The organism is Yoonia litorea, assembly GCF_900114675.1.
GTDB lineage: Bacteria > Pseudomonadota > Alphaproteobacteria > Rhodobacterales > Rhodobacteraceae > Yoonia > Yoonia litorea.
The window spans coordinates 440,093-459,568 of sequence record NZ_FOZM01000003.1 but is presented as its reverse complement, the minus strand read 5'-3'; the positions used below and the strand labels follow the sequence as shown (position 1 = coordinate 459,568).

The window sequence follows — 19,476 nt, the reverse complement described above, 5'->3', positions numbered from 1 at the left end:
AGAGCAATGCCCCGCTTCCGCGTCCCAACCGCGCCTCAGCGCCGCCGGTGAAGGGGGTTCTACGGATAACAAACAAAACCCGCAAGAGGTTTTTTCAAGAAAAATTACTTTCTCGAAAAATTTGCCGAGCAGACGCCGCAGACCCTTATTTTATTGGGCCTTTGCCCATGCCCTTAGAGGGCAAAGACAGCAGACCGGAGCCACAGCATGACAGAGTTGGTGATTCTGGTCAAAGAGTTGACCTAAGGACACGATCCAGAGGCGATTCAGTCGTGAATCAGATGTGTGCTGGTACCCGCGGCCGGACTCGAACCGGCACGGCCTTTCGGCCAAGAGATTTTAAGTCTCCGATGTCTACCATTCCACCACGCGGGCACGGCGCTATTCCTATGCGCAGTCCCCCAAGGGAGCAAGCGTTGATCAAAGGTCGGTTCCAGGCGGCTCTGTGATCAGGAACCGTTCTGACAGCCAAGGGTGCAACGCAACCGCTGACCTCAGCGCCTCTTGCGCTTCGTCATTGCGGCCAAGCTCGATCAGGGTCAGGCCTTTGCCTGACAAGGCACCGATATGATCGGGAAGAATTGCAAGCGTGCGGTCGAGATCCGCCAGCGCCTCCTCAAAGCGTCCGCCCAGAAAATAAGTGAAGGCACGCTGGTTGTAGCCTTCGGCATACGCAGGGCAGTAGTCAACCAACCGGTCAAGTGCCGCGATTGACCCCAGAAAGTCAGAGACCCGACGCCGCTCCATGCCGCGATCAAGCATCTCCTGCGCGATTTCATCTGGGGCATCGAGCCAGATTTCCCACAGGCCTGCATTGTAAGGTGCTGCGGCAAGTTCGTTCTCGGACGCAAGAAGCCCCGCGTAAAGCGCCGCCTTCTCATCTGTGCGGTCAGGAACCGCAGGACAGGTTTCGGCAAATGCCGGGCTTGCCCCCAACAGAAAGATCGTGAACCATTTCATCATCTCTCACCTGTAGCCGCATCCCAGTGGGTCAAGTCCCGCCGCCGCCATTTCCACCCACACCGTCCTCTTTCACCGCCTGCATCGCAACATAGGTTGATGTGTGCGAGACATGTGGCAAGGTCGAGATCTTTTCGGCAAGCACGGCCCTGTATCCGATCATACCGTCAGTCCGCACTTTCAGAAGGTAGTCAAAAGCCCCGGCAATCAGGTGGCACTGCTCGACCTCGGGGATGACGACGACCGCCTTGTTGAAAGCTGCCAGAGCAGCCTCGCGCGTATCGGACAGTTTGACTTCGACAAAGGCGACGTGATCGCGCCCCAGAAGGATCGGATCATAAAGCGCACGATAGCCACGAATGACGCCGCTTTCCTCTAGCCTTTTCAGACGCGCTTGCGTCGGGGATTTCGACAAGCCGATCCGCCGCGCCAACTCGGTGACACTGATCCGGCCCTCCCCTGACAGGATATTGATGATCTTCCGGTCAAACCCGTCCAGATCCAAAGTCTTTTCGACCACCCCAGCCCCCACTTAAAGTCGCTCCGTCCGCGAAGATGGCACAAGATAGGCAAACTGACTACCCGGTTTCGGATATGCTGGTCGAAAGTAGTGTGGAGAACCCGATGAACGCCCCGTTACCGCGCAACACGCAAACACACATTGATGAACACATGTATCAGCCTGAGCCGGAGGCCGTCGCGGCGCTGGTCCAGCACGCCGGTCTCAGCGCCGAGGATCGTGACCTGATCGTGTCAGATGCGACCGCGCTCGTCCGCAAGATCCGTGCCAGCACGGACCCCGGCCTGATGGAGGTTTTTCTGGCCGAATACGGGCTTTCGACCGATGAGGGTATCGCGCTGATGTGTCTGGCAGAGGCGCTGTTGCGGGTGCCTGACGCCGAAACCATGGATGATCTGATCGAAGACAAGATCGCGCCGTCCGATTGGGGCAAGCACCTTGGCCATTCCGCCTCCTCACTGGTCAATGCCTCGACCTGGGCGCTGATGCTGACAGGCCGCGTTCTTGATGACGACAAACCCGGCGTGTCACGACATTTGCGATCTGCCGTCAAACGCTTGGGCGAACCGGTCATCAGATCCGCCGTAGCGCGCGCCATGCGCGAGATGGGCCGCCAATTCGTGCTTGGCGAGGATATCGGCAAAGCCATGAAACGCGCCGAGGGGATGCAGGCAAAGGGTTTCACCTACAGTTATGATATGTTGGGCGAAGCAGCACGCACCGATGCGGACGCACGCGGCTACCATCTTGCATATTCCCGTGCGATCAGCGCGATAGCTGAGCACTGCACATCAGACAGCGTTGCAGAAAACCCCGGAATTTCCGTCAAACTGTCAGCCCTTCATCCGCGCTATGAAGTGGCGCAGGAGCGACGCGTGATGTCAGAGCTGGTGCCGCGCGTGCGCGCTCTTGCCATGCTGGCAAAGTCGGCAGGTATGGGTTTCAACATCGACGCTGAAGAAGCGGACCGGCTGTCACTCTCTCTTAAGGTGATCGAGGCGGTTCTGGCAGAGCCCGCCCTTTCGGGCTGGGAGGGCTTCGGGATTGTCGTTCAAGCCTACGGGCAGCGGGCACCGCTTGTCATTGATCATCTCTACGCACTGGCTGAACGTCTGAACCGCAAAATCATGATCCGGCTGGTCAAGGGCGCCTATTGGGACGCTGAAATCAAACGCGCCCAGATCGAAGGTATGGACGGTTTCCCGGTCTTCACCGCCAAACATCACACCGACATCAGCTATATTGCAAACGCGCGGAAACTGCTCAGCCTGACGGACCGGATCTACCCACAGTTTGCGACCCATAACGCCCATACTGTTGCCGCTGTCCTGCATCTGGCACGCGATCTGGGCCGGACGGCCAATGACTTTGAATTCCAGCGCCTGCACGGCATGGGTGAAACCTTGCACACGATCGTTCTCCAGAAAGAAAAGACGCGCTGCCGTATCTATGCGCCGGTCGGCGCACACGAAGACCTGCTGGCGTATCTGGTGCGGCGGCTTTTGGAAAACGGTGCGAATTCCAGCTTCGTCAATCAGATCGTCGACGAAGACGTTCCCGCCGAGGTCGTGGCCGCCTGCCCCTTTGCAGAAATCGGCAATGTTCCGGATATCGCGAAAGGGCCGGAGCTTTTCCTGCCGGAACGCACCAATGCCAAGGGCTTCGATCTGACCCATGCGCCGACTTTTCAAAATCTGGCAACTGCCCGTCTGGAATTCAAGGATGCGGATTGGGGCGCACACCCGCTCACATCATTTTGCCCGCAATACTCCCGCCGGAGGCTCCAGTTCGGGCAACCTGTCCTGAACCCCGCAGTGCCTGGCGACACGGTTGGAAAAATCCAGACCGCCGACGCCGAAGATATCGCGAAAGCCATCGAGGCCGCAAAGCCGTGGAATGACAGTGTCACAAAGCGCGCCGAGGTGCTCAACGCCGCCGCTGATGTGTATGAGAAGAACGCCGCCGAACTTTTCGCGATCCTCGCACGGGAAGCTGGCAAATGCCTGCCCGACGCTGTCGCAGAGTTGCGCGAAGCGGTCGACTTTCTGCGCTATTATGCAGCGCAGGCAACGCCGGATGAAAATCCAAGAGGTATCTGGACCTGTATCAGCCCGTGGAACTTCCCGCTGGCCATCTTTACAGGGCAAATCGCTGCCGCTCTTGCCGCAGGCAACGGCGTTCTGGCCAAACCTGCCGAACAGACCCCGCTCATTGCCTTCCGCGCGGTGTCGCTTCTACATGCGGCAGGTGTCCCGAAAGACGTGCTGCAACTGCTGCCCGGCGGTGGCGAGGTGGGCGCGGCCCTCACGCGTGACGCGCGTATCAACGGTGTGGCCTTCACAGGTTCAACAGCCACCGCGCGGAAAATCCGCGAAACAATGGCCGGACATTGCGCGCCAGGCACACCTTTGATTGCAGAGACCGGCGGGCTCAACGCGATGATTGTCGACAGCACCGCCCTGCCCGAACACGCGGTCCGCGATATTATCAACGGCGCGTTTCGCTCAGCCGGTCAAAGATGCTCGGCCCTGCGGTGCCTTTATGTGCAGGAAGACATCGCCGACAAGCTGATCAAGATGTTGAAAGGGGCGATGAACGAACTCGCCCTCGGTGATCCGTGGCACCTTGCCACTGATGTGGGTCCGGTGATCGACGCGGCAGCAAAAGACGGGATCGCCAGTCATATCGCGAATGCAGAAGAGGACGGACGGATCATCCATCAGTTGCCAACACCGGCTGCAGGGCACTTCATCGCCCCGACGGCTATCCGTGTGCGAGGCATCGGTGATCTGGAGAAAGAGATTTTCGGACCGGTGCTCCACATCGCGACATTCAAGGCGCATGAGCTGAACAAGATCATCGCTGACATCAACGCGACGGGCTATGGTCTGACCTTCGGGCTTCACACGCGGATCGACGACAGGGTCCAGACGATTGTCGAGCAGGTTCAGGCGGGCAACATCTACGTCAATCGTGACCAGATTGGCGCAATCGTCGGCAGCCAGCCATTCGGCGGTGAGGGTCTTTCCGGCACCGGGCCAAAGGCAGGTGGTCCACACTATCTGCCACGGTTTACCGCGCCAGCCGCACCAACGGCCACAGGGACATGGGAAACCGATGATGACGCGGCACGCCTGCAAAACGCGCTGAGGTCAGCGCCTTCCCGCGCGGGCAGCCTTTCGACTGACATGCCAGGGCCTACGGGGGAATCAAACCGCCACAGCCTGCATCCGCGTGATCCGGTCCTTTGCCTTGGCCCGGGGGAGGCATGTGTCGCGGCCCAGATCTCTGCCGTCGAAGCCTTGGGTGGCGTCGGCGTCGGCGCGACCGGTCGCATCGCACCTGACGTGCTTGGGACGCTTTCGCCAATCGGGTGCGTGATCTGGTGGGGGGACGCGGCAACAGCGCGTGCGTTTGAAACCGTTCTCGCTCAACGTGATGGGCCGATCATCGCACTTGTCACCCAGATGCCTGATGTCGCCCACGTGATGCACGAAAGACATGTCTGCATCGACACAACAGCAGCAGGGGGGAACGCGGCATTGCTTGCCGAGGTCGGCACGGAGCTGTGACTTGACCCTCAAGAGGACTTGGGCAACGGTCGCGGCATGTTTCCAATCCGCGACCATAACCCCTCTCAACGGGTCCCCTTCGTCACCATCACGCTGATCGTGATCAACGTCGCCGTTTATCTTTGGGGACTGTCGGCGCTCGACACAAACCGGGCGCTTGCACAGTTCTATTTCGACTACGCGTTGCTGCCAGCAAGACTTGCCAATGGCGAGAACGAAATCGCCTTGGTCACGTCGATCTTTCTGCATGGCGGGTTCATGCATCTGGCAGGCAACGTGCTGTTTTTGTGGATCTTCGGCGACAACATGGAAGATGAGATGGGTCACCTGCCCTTCCTGCTGTTCTATTTGGCAAGCGGGGTCGGTGCGAGCCTCGCCCATGTGGTCACCGATCCGGGCTCTGTCGTGCCGATGGTCGGCGCATCAGGCGCGATTGCCGGTGTTATGGGGGGCTATCTGTTGCTCTTTCCCAAAGCCAGAGTGGATATCCTGCTCATTCTGATCGTCTACTTCCGCGTCATTCCGATCCCCGCGTGGCTGATGCTGGGGCTGTGGTTCGGACTGCAACTTTTCAGCGGCGTCAACGTGGACACTTCGGCAGGCGGGGTCGCCTATTGGGCGCACGCGGGCGGTTTCGTGATCGGGATCGTTCTGACCTTGCCGCTGTGGTTCAAGCTGGGCGGGCCGTCGTTCTGGCGCGCCACAGATGGCCACCCACCGCACCCTGATGCAACCTACAGGTCCAGCAGCGTGCCAATCGTCCGCAAGCGCTAGGCTTTGCGGATCACCTTTGCGAAGGTGTCAAAAATCGGCTCGTTGGCGCAGACAATCTGCCCGCTTTCCAAAAGGCTCTCGTTGGGTTGCAGCGGCTCGACAATACCGCCGGCCTCTTTGACGATGATGATACCGGCCGCGATATCCCACGCATGCAGGCCGCGCTCCCAAAAGCCATCATAGCGACCAGCGGCAACATAGGCCAAATCCAGCGCGGCAGAACCAAAACGACGGACACCTGCGCAGGTTGGCATGATGCGTGCAAGGTCTTGCAGCGTTTCTGGCAAATCGGCGCGACCCCCGAAAGGCACACCGGTTGCAAAGATGCTCTCGATCATCCGGTGACGGGCCGAGACGCGCAAACGGCTTTCGTTCAGCCACGCCCCGTTGCCTTTTTCGGCGTAGAACATCTCGTCTTTCACCGGGTCATAGATCACGCCAGCAACAATCTGGCCCTTGTGTTCCAGAGCGATTGAGATCGCCCAATGTGGCAGCCCGTGCAGAAAGTTGGTTGTGCCATCCAGCGGATCGACGATCCAGCGACGCGTCGGGTCTTCGCCGTCAATCTCTTGGCCCTCTTCGCCAAGAAACCCGTATGACGGGCGCGCTGCCATCAGGTCGGTGCGGATCAGTTCTTCGGCGGCGCGATCCGCGCGACTGACGAAGTCACCCGGCCCCTTGGCGCTGACCTGAAGATTCTCGACCTCGCCGAAGTCTTTCAGCAAACCGCGCCCTGCCTTGCGAGCGGTTTTCATCATAACATTCAGATTTGCGCTGCCAGCCATTGTGGTTCGGTCCTTGGTTGAGGTCAGAGGCGGCGTATAGGACGCTCGTGAACAGGTGGCAAGGGTCTAGCTGCGCTGCAATTTCACCGCTTCCTGACGGGCAAGCCTGATCAAATGCGCCATGAAGGGGCGGCTGGTATCCTCCGACCGTGTCGCCGCGTAGAGCCTGCGTGTGATGCCTTCGCGGGTCAGAGGGCGTGTGACATAATCAGAATTGTATCTCACCTGCCTGACCACCCAATCGGGCAGCACCGCCACGCCGCGATTAGAGGCGACAAGCAAAAGGATGACAGCGGTCAGCTCAACCTGCCTCACCTCGGCGGGTTCGACCTTCGCCGGTGTCAGCAATTGCGAAAAGATATCAAGCCGCGCACGATCCACAGGATAGGTGATCAGCGTCTGGCCGCGAAAGTCCTCCGCTTCGATCACGTCTTTCTGCGCAAGCGGATGCGCCGCAGAGGCGACAAACACAGGCTCATAGTCAAAAAGCGGTGTGAAATCCGTATCTGGCAAATCCTCAGGGTCTGACGACACCACAAGATCAACCGTTTCTTTCTTCAGCGCTGGCATGGCATCAAACGCAAGCCCCGGGCGGATATCGACGTCAACCTCGGGCCATGCTTTGCGGAACTGCTCAAGAACCGGAAACAGCCATTCAAAACAGGCATGGCATTCGATCGCGATATGCAGACGTCCGGCCTTCCCTGCGATCAAACCCTCGAACTCGGCTTCAAGTGCAGCAACCTGCGGCAGGATCGCCTCTGCGGCTGCCAGCATCTTCATCCCCGCCGAGGAAAGCCGCAACGGCTTGGACCGTCTGACGAAAAGCTCAACACCGGCCTGATCTTCGATACCCTTGATCTGATGCGATAACGCCGACTGTGTGATGTTCAACTGGTCAGCCGCGCGGGCAAGACCGCCGGTATCATGGATCGCCTTGATCGTGCGCAAATGCCGGAACTCGATATGCATATGTGAGCGGACCTCATCACTTTGGTGAAGTTTATGAATTTGCCTCATTATCCTTAAAGCTGGCAAAAGAGCAAAGCAACAAGAGGATTCATCATGCCTGCGCCAACCGTTTCTTTCGAATTCTTCCCGCCAAAGACTTTGCAGGCGTCGTTCCGTCTGTGGGACTGCGTCAACACATTGGCGCCGCTTGATCCGTCATTCGTTTCTGTCACCTACGGCGCTGGCGGCACGACACGAAAGCTCACCCATGAAGCCGTTGAGGCCATTCAGGCAAATACAGGTCTGAACGTCGCCGCACATCTGACCTGTGTCGATGCCACCAAATCAGAAACGCTCGGAATCGCCGACGCCTATGCCAAGGCAGGGGTGAAAGAAATCGTTGCCCTTCGCGGTGATGCACCCAAAGGGGCCAGCAACTTCACCGCCCATCCAGAGGGCTTTGCCAGCTCCATTGATTTGATCGCGGCGCTGTCGGAGCGCGGAGGCTTTAACATTCGGGTCGGGGCCTACCCTGAAAAACACCCCGAAGCCGTTGATCAGGCCGCAGACATCGCCTTTCTCAAGCGCAAGTTCGACGCTGGCGCGACATCAGCCATTACCCAATTCTTCTTTGAGGCCGAAAGCTTCTTCAGGTTCCGTGATGACTGCGTGAAAGCAGGGATCGACGCACCGATCATTCCCGGCATCCTGCCGATTGAAAGCTGGTCAGGCGTGCAGAAGTTCTCCAAGCAATGCGGTGCGTTCATCCCGCAGGTGCTGCGTGATGCGTTCAACAATGCCGAACAGACCGGCACGACCGAGCTTTTGGCAACTGCGGTCGCAACGGAGCTTTGCGATGACCTGCTGCAAGGTGGCGTTGATCACCTGCACTTCTACACTCTCAACCGCCCGGAACTGACACGCGACATCTGTCATGCATTGGGGGTCACACCGAAAGTGCAGTTGCAAAACGTGGCCTGACACGGCAAGCCTCGGTCAGAGTTTGACCGAGGCGACCATGTTTACAGCAACCAAGCCCGAAGAGATGCCCGATCAGGAGACAATCCTCTCCATGTCTGGCCTCGACTTCATGCGCGCGATGAAAGCGGGTAAAATCAACAGACCGCCGATTTCAGCGCTAATGGCCTACACCCTCGAAGAGGTCGAGGAAGGGCGCGTTGTCTTCAGAGGCAAACCCGCGTTTCAGCACACCAACCCCGCAGGCGGCATCCACGGCGGCTGGTATGGCACACTGCTCGACAGTTGCATGTCCTGCGCGGTGATGACGAAAACCCCCAAAGGGTCCGTCTATACAACGCTGGAGTATAAGGTGAACCTCACAGGCGCGATCCCGATCGGGCGCGAAATTCTGGCAACGGGCACCATAGATCACGCCGGGCGATCAACAGGGGTTGCGAGCGGCGAAATCAGAGACGCGGCCTCCGGGCGTCTCTACGCAACAGGTTCAGCGACCTGCCTGATCATGGAACTGCGGGACTAGGGGGATCCGATGAAAGCTAATGACCTCAAGATCGCAGTCGTTCTGCATCTTTACCATGAAAAGCAATGGAGCGAGTTTGTTCGCTATCTCGCAAACATTCCGCACCCCTTCAACCTTTTCGTCAGCCTGCAACCAGAGAGCCGTTTTGCAGATACCATATATAAGGCCTATCCCGATGCGGTGATCAGGACGTTTCCGAACGTGGGCCGAGATGTTGGGCCCTTCCTTGGACTTCTTCCCGAACTCCAGCCCTTCGACGTTGTGTGCAAGTTGCACACCAAATCAAAAGTTGGCGTGCGTCGAAAGTGGGGGCAGGCCGCCGTTGGTTCTTTGGTGGGCTCACAAAAGATTGTTGAGACATACCTCGCTGCCTTCGCTGCAAACGATGATCTGGTGATCGGCGGCCCGAAACTGCTGTATCTGGATGGCGAAAAGCATCTGGGGGGCAGCAACTGGAACATCATGCGGCGGTTCTGTGCCGCGCGCCCTGAATCCTGGGGGTTCTTTGCGGGCACTATGTTTTGGTGTCGTCCGCAACTCTTTTCCGAAATGGCGGAACAGTTCAACGAGATCGAATTTGTTGAGCATAAGAAATTCGATGGACAACCTGAACATGCCGCCGAACGGCTGTTTGGCATAATTCCGGCCCTTGAACAGAAACAACTTATGCTGCTGGGCGAGACGGTAGAAATTGACGTCGCTGCAAACCTTGAAGGCCACCCCGATTGGTTCGAAGTTAGACGCACCCACTTCAAACAAAAGGCCACCGTCGTGACAGCAAAACCGGAACCGACTGACACGGACGCATTATCGCTGCAGGAGTTGCACAACAGGCACGACGGCTACGTATCGGACAAATGGTCCAACAATCTGGCCCAATATGACAGGTTTCTTGTGCCTTATCGCAAGCAGGGCATCCGGTTGCTGGAGATTGGCATCCAGAACGGTGGCTCGCTTGAGCTTTGGTCGAAATACTTCCGCAACGGGAAAACCTTCATCGGTTGTGACATCAACCCCGCATGTGAGCGTCTGTCCTACGCGGATCCAAGGATCAATGTCATTATCGGGGATGCCAATGCTCCGCAGACACAGACACAGATCAGGGCAAAGTCGGATGCATTCGACATCGTGATTGATGACGCTTCGCATCGCTCGGAAGATATTGTGAAATCTTTCCTGACCTACTTTCCCATGATCGCCGATGGCGGGTTGTTTGTGGCTGAAGATCTTCACTGCAGCTACTGGCGATCGTTTCAGGGCGGATTGAATCTGGACACATCATCGCTGTCGTTTTTCCGCAGCTTAACCGACGTAATCAACTTTGAGCATTGGGAGAAACAGGGCACGGTTGCATCGCGATTTGCCGCCTTTGAGACCGCATATGGCGTGTCTGTCGACCCGGATATCCTGCAACAGGTTGTCTCGGTCGAGTTCGCCAACTCTATGGCTATTGTCCGCAAAGGCACCGCCAGCGAGGCCCGGCTAGGCAAGCGTTCGGTCGCGGGATCGAAAGCACTGGTCGATACCGGTGTGCTAAAATTCAAAACTGCGCAATAGCCCCGAATTATGCGGTCCGGGCACGGCCTTCGCTCAGCGACCTGCCTGATCATGGAGCTGCGGGACTAGGTCAGGGCGGCCGACAGCCGTTTCGCCCAGACTTTCGTGTATCCGTTCCGACGGGTCCTGCCCGATTTTGCGTTTCCGCCGGGTGATCAGGAACTTGGCCCATCCCCGCCATCCGCCAATTGATGGTGCGGTGACATCCTGAACAAAGCGGTCTGACCACCCATCAGGCAAGGGCAAGCCACAGGCAGAAACGCGCTCAAGCAGCCAGACCAGCGGAATATTGGCCAGTGGCCGCGCGGGGGGATAGATCCAGACCTGACCGCCCACATCGGCATGTGTGCCGCGAAACCAGACCTGCTCGACATGGGTCGCGCTGTCGTCGGCACTGGCCCACATGATCGGCTGATAGGCCAGTCGGGTCTCATCCATCGCCAATGCATGAAAGCCGTTGCGGATATGCGGGCCCAGCGCGTCATTGTGAAAGCCGTGCCTGCCTTCCGACCACCGCCAGACAATCGGCAACCGCAAACCAAGCGCTTTGACAGTATCCCAGACGGCGACGGCCTCAATTTCTACATCGGCGTGGCAATAGGCGTCGCGAAACTCTTTGGCCGCGGTGCTTGTCGCGCCTTCTTTGTAGTGGCGGTAGGCCTGCTGGATCACGCGCTCGGTTGCGCATTCCTGCCTGACCAGCCCGACCAGATCGACAGCGCCCGCCAGCGACCGGACCGCGTAGGCCCCGCGTGAATACCCAATGAGCATGATTTCATCGCCAGGCTGGTAGCGGCTGGCAAGGACACCGTAAGCGCGCGCGATCTGGCGATTGATCCCCTTGCCGGTGATCACGTCCCACGCGCTGCGCCAGTAACGCCATTGGATGCCTGCCTCATAATGGATCGTGAGGTTCGCGCGGCGACCTGATTCCAGCAAAAGCTTATAGGTCAGCCCGGCGTTCGTCTCGCGCCCCTCTTGCAGCGACGACATGGTGCCGTCGAGGATGATGACGTGGGTCGCAGTGTCTTTGCTGCGGGCCGCGTCATCTTCGGTGCGCGGCCTGCGCCCAAAAAGCCCAAAGAACCAATCACGCAGCGGCACTGTTCTTCTTTGCGTCCTCTATCACCTGCCAGATGCGGTGCGGTGTGAAGGGCATTTCGACATGTCTCACACCGATGCCCCAGAGCGCGTCAACAACCGCATTGCTGATGGCCGCAAGCGCGCCAACAGTGCCGGCCTCACCACAGCCTTTCATGCCCATCGGATTGTAAAGCGACGGTGTGCATTCGGTCGAAAAGGCGATCATGGGAACATCATCAGCGCGTGGCATCCCATAGTCCATGAACGTTGCCGTGAGCAACTGCCCGTCCTCGTCAAAGACGACCCGTTCCGTCAAAGCCTGCCCGATCCCCTGAACGACGCCACCGTGGACCTGTCCTTCGGCGAGCATCGGGTTGATGAGGTTGCCGAAGTCATCGACGACCGTATAGCGATCGACCCTGACAACCCCGGTTTCGGGATCAATTTCCACCTCGGCAACATGGGCACCGTTTGGAAAGCTGCGGTTGTCGAGCGTGATCCGTGCTGAATGCTTGAGCAGATCATCGCGACCGGCCTCGCGCGCCATCTCGGCGACCTCGAGCATCGTTGGCGTCAGATTGGAGCCGTTGATCCTGAAGCGTTCGTCGTCAAAGCTGACCGCCGCGGCATCCACGCCCTCTGCATCTGCCAGAAATGCGGTGAAGGCGGACACCATCGCCTCCACTGTTGCAAGGGTGGCGGTGTTCTGGACTGTGACTGATCGCGAGCCACCTGTCCCGCCACCGCGCGCGATCAGGTCGCTGTCACCCTGCACGATCTCGATTTTGTCGACAGGAATACCGGAGTGGTCCTCAAGAAACTGGGCATAGACTGTCTCGTGGCCCTGCCCGTTCGATTGGGTGCCCACATACATTCGCGCCCCATCGCCGGTAAATGCAACCGTCGTGGTTTCACTGGGATCACCCAGAATACTTTCGATGTAATAGCAAAGCCCCTGGCCCCGCAGCTTGCCAGCGGCGCGGGATGCCTCAGCACGTTTTGCAAAGCCTTCGCGATCTGCCGCCTGTGACGCGCTGTTCAGCACCATAGCGAAATCGCCCACGTCATAGGTCAGCCCCGTCACGGAAGTGTATGGAAACTGGTCAGGCTTGATGAAGTTCTTCAGCCGCAATTCCCAAGGATCAAGGCCCAACTGACGCGCTGCCTCGTCTACGGTGCGTTCAAGAACAAAGATCGCTTCGGGACGTCCAGCGCCGCGATAGGCATCAACCGGCGTGGTGTTGGTGAAAATCCCTGTGACCTGCATAAAGGCATTCTGCACATCATAGGTGCCCATCAGGACCTTGGAGAACAATTCGGTCTGGATCGGCTGTGCAAACTGAGAATTATACGCACCCATATTCGCAATGGTTTCAATGCTATAGGCGGTCATGCGATAGTTAGCATCAAAGGCAAGTGTCGCTTTAGTCGTCAGATCACGACCCGCATTGTCTGTCTGCATGGCCTCTGACCTGTCCGACATCCACCGCGTCGGACGACCGAGCGCGCGAGCAGCGAATGCCGCGCAGAAGGTCTCCGGGTACCGCATGGCCTTCATCCCGAAGCCGCCGCCTGTATCGGGGTTGGTGACGCGCACCTCGTCGGCGGAAAGGCCGAAATGGTCCATCAGGTCTTTCTTGGGCACCCAGACACCTTGGCCGTTCACGGCGACATGCAGTTTTCCATCCACGACTTCGGCATAGCAGCCACGGGGTTCCATTGCGTTGACGATCACACGGTTGTCCATGACCTCGCAGGTGACCACATGCGCGGCTTCGGCAATCGCCGCCTGTGTCGCCTCGGCATCACCCAACCCCCAATCGAAAGCGATATTGTCAGGCGCCTCGGGGTGGATTTCAGGACCACCGGTTGCCAGACCGATATGCACGGGCAGATCGTCGATATCGAGCATGATCACCTCTGCGGCATCGCGGGCCTCTGCAAGGCTCTCCGCCACGATCATCGCGATCGGCTCGCCCACATGGCGGACACGATCTTTGGCAAGCATCGGACGTTCGGGTGCTGCACCTTTGGTCCCGTCGCGGTTGGTGACCAATGTGCCACCCAGACCAATCTTCATCCCCGACGCAATCAGGTCCTCGACCGTGGCAACCAGATGCACGCCGGGCATCTCGCGGGCATCGTCAACGTCAAGTGCGGTGATTTCCCCATGCGCGACAGGCGAGCGCAGGAAATAGCAATAAAGTGCGCCGTCTGGCACGATATCATCAACATAGCGCCCCTCACCGGTCAGAAACCGGAGGTCTTCGATACGTTTGACGGATTGAGATTTGCCGAACTTTTCCATGCTGCCTCTCGCGCTTCCTGTGGTGGACCCTAGCGGTGCGCCGCCTGTTGTCCACCCTTGGGCAATGTTTCGTCTTTACCGATTGCGTCTTGCGGCGCAATCTCAGCGACAGAAACGTCAGGCTGGGGAGGCACCGATGGACCACGTCAAATTCACCGCGATGAAGGACGGCGACAAGGAAGATTACGAGTTCCTGACCGAGCACGAAATTGAATATACAAAAGGGACCGCCTCACGTTTGCTCAACGCCTTGGTGAGCCTTGATGAAAGCCTTTCGGGCTACCAGATCACCCGCCTTGGCCATTCGCTGCAATCGGCGACACGGGCGGAACGCGACGGGGCGGACACCGACTGGATCGTTGCAGCCCTGCTGCATGATATCGGGGATATCTATGCCCCCTACAATCACGACGAATACGCAGCCACCATCCTGCGCCCTTTCGTGCGCGAGCAGGTGACGTGGGTCGTGGAAAAGCACGGCGATTTCCAGATGGTCTATTACGGCCATCACGTGGGCGGCGATCCCAACAAGCGCGACGCCTACAAAGACCACCCCTATTTCGACGATTGCGCGACCTTTTGCGAACGCTGGGACCAAAGCTCTTTCGATCCCGCCTATGACACCCTGCCGCTTGATCATTTCCGGAGCAGAGTGGAAGAGGTCTTTGCCCGCAAACCCTATGATCCGGCGGTGATCCAACCAGGCGTGCGCGTCCCGTTGACCAGCTAGGGCGCGCTGCCCCTTTTCCTTCCGCGCCCTCTCCGCTATCTGCCACCCCAAGCGTAGGAGAGACCCGACCATGGCCATGGAAAAGACATTCAACGCCGCCGAAGCAGAACCACGCATCTATCAGATGTGGGAACAGTCAGGCGCGTTCAAAGCCGGTGCAAACAAATCGAAGGATGAAACCTTCTGCATCATGCTGCCGCCACCGAATGTGACGGGTCACTTGCATGTGGGCCACGCCTTTAACCACACGCTGATGGATATGCTGACCCGCTGGAAGCGGATGCAGGGGTTCGATACGCTTTGGCAGCCGGGGCTGGACCACGCAGGGATCGCGACCCAGTTGATGGTCGAGAAAGAACTGGCCGAAACCCAGCAGCCCAAGCGTACCGACATGGGGCGCGAGGCGTTCCTGAAAAAAGTTTGGGAATGGAAGGCCGACAAGGGCGGCGTGATCGAACAGCAGGCGCGGCGTCTGGGCGACTCGATGGATTGGGAGCGCTCGGCCTTCACTATGTCGGGGGCGGAAAGCGCGCCCGAAGGTGAAAAGCCCGGCAACTTCCATGACGCCGTGCTCAAGGTCTTTGTTGATCTCTACAACAAGGGCCTGATCTATCGCGGCAAATACCTAGTGAACTGGGACCCGCATTTCGAGACCGCGATTTCTGACCTTGAGGTCGAGAACATCGAGGTCGACGGCCACATGTGGCACTTCAAATACCCGCTGGCCGGTGGCGAGACCTACGAATACGTGGAGAAGGACGAGGACGGGAACGTCACCCTGCGCGAGATCCGCAACTACATCTCGATCGCGACGACACGCCCCGAAACCATGCTGGGTGATGGTGCGGTGGCCGTGAACCCCAAGGACGCGCGTTACGCGCCCATTGTCGGCAAGCTCTGCGAAATTCCGGTTGGGCCAAAAGAACACCGCCGCCTGATCCCGATCATCACAGACCCCTACCCTGATCCTGAATTTGGCTCGGGTGCGGTCAAGATCACCGGCGCGCATGACTTCAACGACTATGAGGTCGCCAAGCGCGGCAATATCCCGATGTATTCGCTGATGGATACCAAGGGGAACATGCGCGCCGACGGCAAACCCTATGCCGAGGAAGCCGCCGTTGCTCAAGCGATTGCAAACGGCGAACAGGAGTTCGACGAGGCGATGATCGCCGCGATGAACCTTGTGCCCGACGCCTATCGCGGGCTGGATCGGTTCGAGGCGCGCGCCCGCGTGGTGGCCGACATCACCGCAGAAGGCAACGCAGTGATGACCGTGGCCACCGACACGCGGCTGGAAAACCCCGTGAAAACCCCCGTCGCCCCCGAAGAGGGCGGCGAAGCGCGCACCGATGCCGACGAACTCGTCCCGCTGGTCGAGAAGAAGAAGATCATGCAGCCCTTCGGCGACCGCTCAAAAGTCGTCATCGAGCCGATGCTGACGGACCAGTGGTTCGTGGACAGCGCCAAGATTGTCGAGCCTGCGCTGGAAAGCGTGCGGTCAGGCCGCGTGAAGATCATGCCCGAAAGCGGGGAAAAGGTGTTCTTCCACTGGCTGGAGAACATCGAGCCTTGGTGCATCTCGCGCCAGCTTTGGTGGGGGCATCAGATTCCGGTTTGGTTTGATGCAGATGGCAATCAATTCTGCGCGTCGACAGAAGCAGAAGCACAAGCGCTTGCTGGCGAGGGCGTTACACTTACCCGCGACCCCGACGTCCTCGACACTTGGTTCTCCTCCGGCCTCTGGCCTTTCGGCACCCTCGGCTGGCCCGCCGAAGACGAGGCGATGAAATACTTCCCCGGCGACGTGCTTGTCACCGGTCAGGACATCCTGTTCTTCTGGGTCGCCCGCATGATGATGATGTCCGAGGCGGTGATGGATAAGGAACCGTTCCACACCGTCTACCTGCACCAGCTTGTCCGCGACGCCAAGGGGGAGAAGATGTCCAAGACCCGCGGCAACGTCATCGACCCGCTTGAGATGATCGACGCCTACGGCGCAGACGCGCTGCGGTTCTCGAACGCGCAGATGGCGGCCCTTGGTGGCGTGCTGAAGATCAGCGAGGACCGGATCAAGGGCTATCGCAACTTCGGCACAAAGCTGTGGAATGCTTTCAGCTTTGCCGACCATTACGAAATCCCCTACCCCGGCGATGCGCCGATGCCGGAGGCCAGCCAGACGCTGAACAAATGGATCATCGGCGAGACCGCCAAGGTCCGCGAAGCCGTTGACGCAGGCATGGAAGCCTACCGTTTCAACGATGTGGCCGACGCGCTTTATGCCTTCACATGGGGCAAGGTCTGCGACTGGTATCTGGAGTTCTCCAAACCGATCCTGCAGGGCGATGATGCCGCAGCCAAAGAGGAAACGGAAAAGACCCTGCGCTGGGTTCTGGACCAGTGCCTGATCATGCTGCACCCGATCATGCCCTTCATCACCGAAGAACTCTGGGGCATGGGCGAAGCCCGCGCCAAGATGCTGGTGCACGCCGACTGGCCGACCTACACGGCAGCCGATCTGGTCGATGCCGATGCAGACCGCGAGATGAACTGGGTGATCGCGCTGATCGAGAACACCCGCTCCGCCCGTCAGCAGGTGCATGTGCCTGCAGGGGCCAAGGTGCCGCTTCTGGTCAAAGACCTTGACGCCAAGGGGCAGTCGGCTTGGGACAATAACGCGGCCCTGATCCAGCGCCTTGCGCGGATCGAAAGCCTGACGGCGGTTGATGCATTCCCCAAGGGCACGGTCACGATTCCAATGGAAGGCGGCACGTTCGCTATCCCGCTTGAGGGCCTGATCGACGTGGCAGCCGAAATCGCACGTTTGGAAAAGACGCTGCAAAAGCTGGGCAAGGAACTCGGCGGTCTGCGCGGACGTCTGAACAACCCCAAATTCGTCGAATCCGCCCCTGATGAGGTTGTCGCCGAAGCCCGCGAAAACCTGAGCTTGCGCGAAAATGAAGAGACCCAGATCAAGGCCGCGATCACACGTCTGCAAGAGATCGGCTAGACAGCATCAAGAACAGGCGGCGCGAGCAAGACCCGCGCCGCCCGCCCCACCGGACGGTGCCTTTACCACTCGCCAATCCGTCGGGGTTATCTTTCTTCCCGAGCGCTCATTCTCGGGGCAAAGCAATGCGTCCCGGGTCAAGATCAGGTTTCGTACCGGATCCCAAGACCACCTCTGACAAAGGTGCAGGATCCACGCGATCGCTCCGGCAGTTCTCAGCTGCCGGACCCAGAGACCGTTTTCCGGCGGGCCCGCCCCCTTGATCTTTCCTTTATTCATGCACGAAACCTGACAGCCCGAATGGATGGCCGTCGGGGTTTTTGTGCTGGCCTAGGGCACAACCCTTTCTACGGCACGCATCATGCCCAGCGCCTTGTCATAGACCAGCGTCAGGATACGCCTGCCACTGGGCCTGGTCGCCATTTGCGGAACCGCGCGCACCGTCAAGGCAGCGCCGCTTGAGATCAGAAACCCGCGTCTGCTCAGTTTCATCGTCAACCCTCCAGTTGAGAACCATTCTCATATATGGGCGCTTGCGCGAAATACCAGTGCAGGCTTATCTGACGCCATGAAAAAACCATCCCTGACCCCGCTTGCGCAATCCCTGCCTGCCTCCGTGCCTTTCGTCGGGCCAGAGACACAAGAACGGCAAATGGGCCGTCCTTTCGTCGCCCGCCTTGGCGCGAATGAAAGCACCTTTGGTCCCTCGCCGAAGGCCATTGCGGCCATGCAAAAGGCCGCGTCTGAGGTCTGGATGTATGGCGATCCTGAAAGCCATGACCTGCGTCACGCGCTGGCCGCCCATCACGGGATTGCGCCCGAGACGATCATGGTCGGCGAAGGCATTGACGGGCTGTTGGGGCTTGTGGTGCGGCTCTACGTTGGTGAAGGCGACGCGGTTGTGACCTCGGACGGGGCCTATCCGACCTTCAACTACCATGTGGCAGGCTTTGGCGGGATGCTGCACAAGGTGCCCTACAAGGGCGACCTTGAGGACCCCGATGCATTGATCGCAAAGGCGGATGAGGTCGGCGCGAAGCTCATCTATTTCGCCAACCCTGATAACCCGATGGGCAGCTGGCACAGTGCAGAGGTCGTGCAAGACATGATTGACCGCCTGCCTGAGGGCTGCCTGCTGATTTTGGATGAGGCCTATGTCGATCTCGCCCCCGAAGGCACGGCCCCTGCCTTGGATACAAGCACCCAGAACGTCCTGCGGATGCGGACATTCTCAAAGGCGCATGGCATGGCAGGCGCGCGGGTCGGCTACGCGATTGGCCATCCGGAGGTGATTTCCGGGTTTCACAAGGTGCGCAACCATTTCGGCATGTCGCGGATCGGGCAAGACGGCGCACTGGCCGCCCTCGCCGACACCGCATGGCTGGAACATATCCAAGCGACAGTCGCGGCTTCACGCGACCGGATTGGCGAGATCGCCCGCGCCAACGGCCTGACGCCGCTCCCGTCGGCCACGAACTTCGTGACAATCGACTGTGGCCATGACGGCGGCTTTGCGCGAGCGGTGCTGTCCAACCTTGTTGCGGCAGGCATTTTTGTCAGAATGCCATTTGTCGCCCCGCAAGATCGGTGCATCAGAGTAAGCTGCGGAACCAATGAGCAGATTTCCGCGTTTGAAAAGGCGCTCCCGGCGGCACTTGCCGCTGCACACGAAAATTTAAAGTGATTTCTTCAGAATTGCCGATAATCTTGGCTGGGTAAGAGGAT

General features: G+C 58.9%; 15 protein-coding genes and 1 tRNA gene. 8 read left to right on the top strand and 8 right to left on the bottom strand.

Annotation, left to right across the window (positions count from 1 at the left end; all coding sequences use genetic code 11):
- Positions 1-289: 289 nt before the first annotated feature.
- From BM316_RS15435 to BM316_RS15425, 3 genes are all read right to left on the bottom strand, one after another.
- Positions 290-375 (bottom strand) — tRNA-Leu (locus BM316_RS15435).
- 45 nt (positions 376-420) lie between these two features.
- The gene (locus BM316_RS15430; RefSeq protein WP_311135673.1) at positions 421-963 is read right to left on the bottom strand and encodes a tetratricopeptide repeat protein; all 543 of its coding nucleotides are present in this window, start codon (positions 961-963) and stop codon (positions 421-423) included.
- A 28-nt stretch (positions 964-991) separates the two neighbouring features.
- Complete coding sequence (locus tag BM316_RS15425; protein WP_090210359.1) at positions 992-1,480, bottom strand: Lrp/AsnC family transcriptional regulator; 489 nt, start codon at positions 1,478-1,480, stop codon at positions 992-994.
- A gap of 104 nt (positions 1,481-1,584) precedes the next feature.
- Here BM316_RS15425 and putA point away from each other — a divergent pair, with 104 nt between their 5' ends.
- Both putA and BM316_RS15415 read left to right on the top strand, forming a co-directional pair.
- Positions 1,585-5,052 (top strand): bifunctional proline dehydrogenase/L-glutamate gamma-semialdehyde dehydrogenase PutA, encoded by a 3,468-nt coding sequence (gene putA, locus BM316_RS15420; protein ID WP_090210446.1) that lies wholly within the window; start codon positions 1,585-1,587, stop codon positions 5,050-5,052.
- 36 nt (positions 5,053-5,088) lie between these two features.
- A complete protein-coding gene (locus tag BM316_RS15415) occupies positions 5,089-5,826 on the top strand; it encodes a rhomboid family intramembrane serine protease (RefSeq protein WP_090210357.1) in 738 nt (245 codons plus the stop codon).
- On the opposite strand, the gene BM316_RS15410 is transcribed toward BM316_RS15415, so the two are convergent.
- Both BM316_RS15410 and BM316_RS15405 read right to left on the bottom strand, forming a co-directional pair.
- Positions 5,823-6,611 (bottom strand): inositol monophosphatase family protein, encoded by a 789-nt coding sequence (locus tag BM316_RS15410; protein ID WP_090210355.1) that lies wholly within the window; start codon positions 6,609-6,611, stop codon positions 5,823-5,825. The genes BM316_RS15415 and BM316_RS15410 overlap by 4 nt on opposite strands.
- Positions 6,612-6,677: 66 nt before the next feature.
- Complete coding sequence (locus BM316_RS15405) at positions 6,678-7,583, bottom strand: LysR family transcriptional regulator (protein ID WP_090210353.1); 906 nt, start codon at positions 7,581-7,583, stop codon at positions 6,678-6,680.
- A 93-nt stretch (positions 7,584-7,676) separates the two neighbouring features.
- On the opposite strand from BM316_RS15405, the gene metF reads away from it, so the two are divergent.
- From metF to BM316_RS15390, 3 genes are read left to right on the top strand one after another with little or no spacing between them, the layout of a single operon-like run.
- Positions 7,677-8,543, top strand: coding sequence for a methylenetetrahydrofolate reductase [NAD(P)H] (gene metF / locus BM316_RS15400; protein ID WP_090210351.1), 867 nt, complete (start codon positions 7,677-7,679; stop codon positions 8,541-8,543).
- A gap of 37 nt (positions 8,544-8,580) precedes the next feature.
- Entirely contained in the window at positions 8,581-9,063 is a 483-nt protein-coding gene (locus tag BM316_RS15395; protein ID WP_090210349.1) for a PaaI family thioesterase, read from the top strand.
- Between the two features lie 9 nt (positions 9,064-9,072).
- Positions 9,073-10,620 carry a rhamnan synthesis F family protein gene (locus BM316_RS15390; protein WP_090210347.1) on the top strand — a complete coding sequence of 516 codons (1,548 nt, stop codon included), beginning with the start codon at positions 9,073-9,075 and terminating at the stop codon, positions 10,618-10,620.
- Between the two features lie 33 nt (positions 10,621-10,653).
- On the opposite strand, the gene BM316_RS15385 is transcribed toward BM316_RS15390, so the two are convergent.
- Together BM316_RS15385 and BM316_RS15380 are read right to left on the bottom strand one after the other, a co-directional pair.
- The gene (locus BM316_RS15385) at positions 10,654-11,724 is read right to left on the bottom strand and encodes a T6SS phospholipase effector Tle1-like catalytic domain-containing protein (protein WP_090210346.1); all 1,071 of its coding nucleotides are present in this window, start codon (positions 11,722-11,724) and stop codon (positions 10,654-10,656) included.
- Positions 11,711-14,011, bottom strand: coding sequence for a xanthine dehydrogenase family protein molybdopterin-binding subunit (locus BM316_RS15380; RefSeq protein WP_090210344.1), 2,301 nt, complete (start codon positions 14,009-14,011; stop codon positions 11,711-11,713). The genes BM316_RS15385 and BM316_RS15380 overlap by 14 nt, the downstream gene beginning before the upstream one ends.
- Positions 14,012-14,147: 136 nt before the next feature.
- On the opposite strand from BM316_RS15380, the gene BM316_RS15375 reads away from it, so the two are divergent.
- Positions 14,148-14,741 carry an HD domain-containing protein gene (locus BM316_RS15375; protein ID WP_090210445.1) on the top strand — a complete coding sequence of 198 codons (594 nt, stop codon included), beginning with the start codon at positions 14,148-14,150 and terminating at the stop codon, positions 14,739-14,741.
- A gap of 70 nt (positions 14,742-14,811) precedes the next feature.
- Positions 14,812-17,751, top strand: a complete 2,940-nt coding sequence (locus BM316_RS15370) for a valine--tRNA ligase (RefSeq protein ID WP_090210342.1) — start codon at positions 14,812-14,814, stop codon at positions 17,749-17,751.
- Positions 17,752-18,081: 330 nt separating this feature from the next.
- Here BM316_RS15370 and BM316_RS15365 read toward each other — a convergent pair whose 3' ends face one another.
- On the bottom strand, positions 18,082-18,243 hold the full coding sequence (locus BM316_RS15365) for a Tat pathway signal protein (protein ID WP_090210340.1): 162 nt from the start codon (positions 18,241-18,243) through the stop codon (positions 18,082-18,084).
- A gap of 76 nt (positions 18,244-18,319) precedes the next feature.
- Here BM316_RS15365 and BM316_RS15360 point away from each other — a divergent pair, with 76 nt between their 5' ends.
- Positions 18,320-19,435 (top strand): pyridoxal phosphate-dependent aminotransferase, encoded by a 1,116-nt coding sequence (locus BM316_RS15360; protein WP_090210338.1) that lies wholly within the window; start codon positions 18,320-18,322, stop codon positions 19,433-19,435.
- The last annotated feature ends 41 nt before the right edge of the window (positions 19,436-19,476 follow it).

Excerpts from the sequence above, each read along its gene's own strand:
- BM316_RS15430 (WP_311135673.1), bottom strand. The coding sequence starts at position 963 with ATGATGAAATGGTTCACGATCTTTCTGTTGGGGGCAAGCCCGGCATTT.
- putA (WP_090210446.1), top strand. The coding sequence starts at position 1,585 with ATGAACGCCCCGTTACCGCGCAACACGCAAACACACATTGATGAACAC.
- BM316_RS15415 (WP_090210357.1), top strand. The coding sequence starts at position 5,089 with ATGTTTCCAATCCGCGACCATAACCCCTCTCAACGGGTCCCCTTCGTC.
- BM316_RS15410 (WP_090210355.1), bottom strand. The coding sequence starts at position 6,611 with ATGGCTGGCAGCGCAAATCTGAATGTTATGATGAAAACCGCTCGCAAG.
- BM316_RS15405 (WP_090210353.1), bottom strand. The coding sequence starts at position 7,583 with ATGCATATCGAGTTCCGGCATTTGCGCACGATCAAGGCGATCCATGAT.
- metF (WP_090210351.1), top strand. The coding sequence starts at position 7,677 with ATGCCTGCGCCAACCGTTTCTTTCGAATTCTTCCCGCCAAAGACTTTG.
- BM316_RS15395 (WP_090210349.1), top strand. The coding sequence starts at position 8,581 with ATGTTTACAGCAACCAAGCCCGAAGAGATGCCCGATCAGGAGACAATC.
- BM316_RS15390 (WP_090210347.1), top strand. The coding sequence starts at position 9,073 with ATGAAAGCTAATGACCTCAAGATCGCAGTCGTTCTGCATCTTTACCAT.
- BM316_RS15380 (WP_090210344.1), bottom strand. The coding sequence starts at position 14,011 with ATGGAAAAGTTCGGCAAATCTCAATCCGTCAAACGTATCGAAGACCTC.
- BM316_RS15375 (WP_090210445.1), top strand. The coding sequence starts at position 14,148 with ATGGACCACGTCAAATTCACCGCGATGAAGGACGGCGACAAGGAAGAT.
- BM316_RS15370 (WP_090210342.1), top strand. The coding sequence starts at position 14,812 with ATGGCCATGGAAAAGACATTCAACGCCGCCGAAGCAGAACCACGCATC.
- BM316_RS15365 (WP_090210340.1), bottom strand. The coding sequence starts at position 18,243 with ATGAAACTGAGCAGACGCGGGTTTCTGATCTCAAGCGGCGCTGCCTTG.
- BM316_RS15360 (WP_090210338.1), top strand. The coding sequence starts at position 18,320 with ATGAAAAAACCATCCCTGACCCCGCTTGCGCAATCCCTGCCTGCCTCC.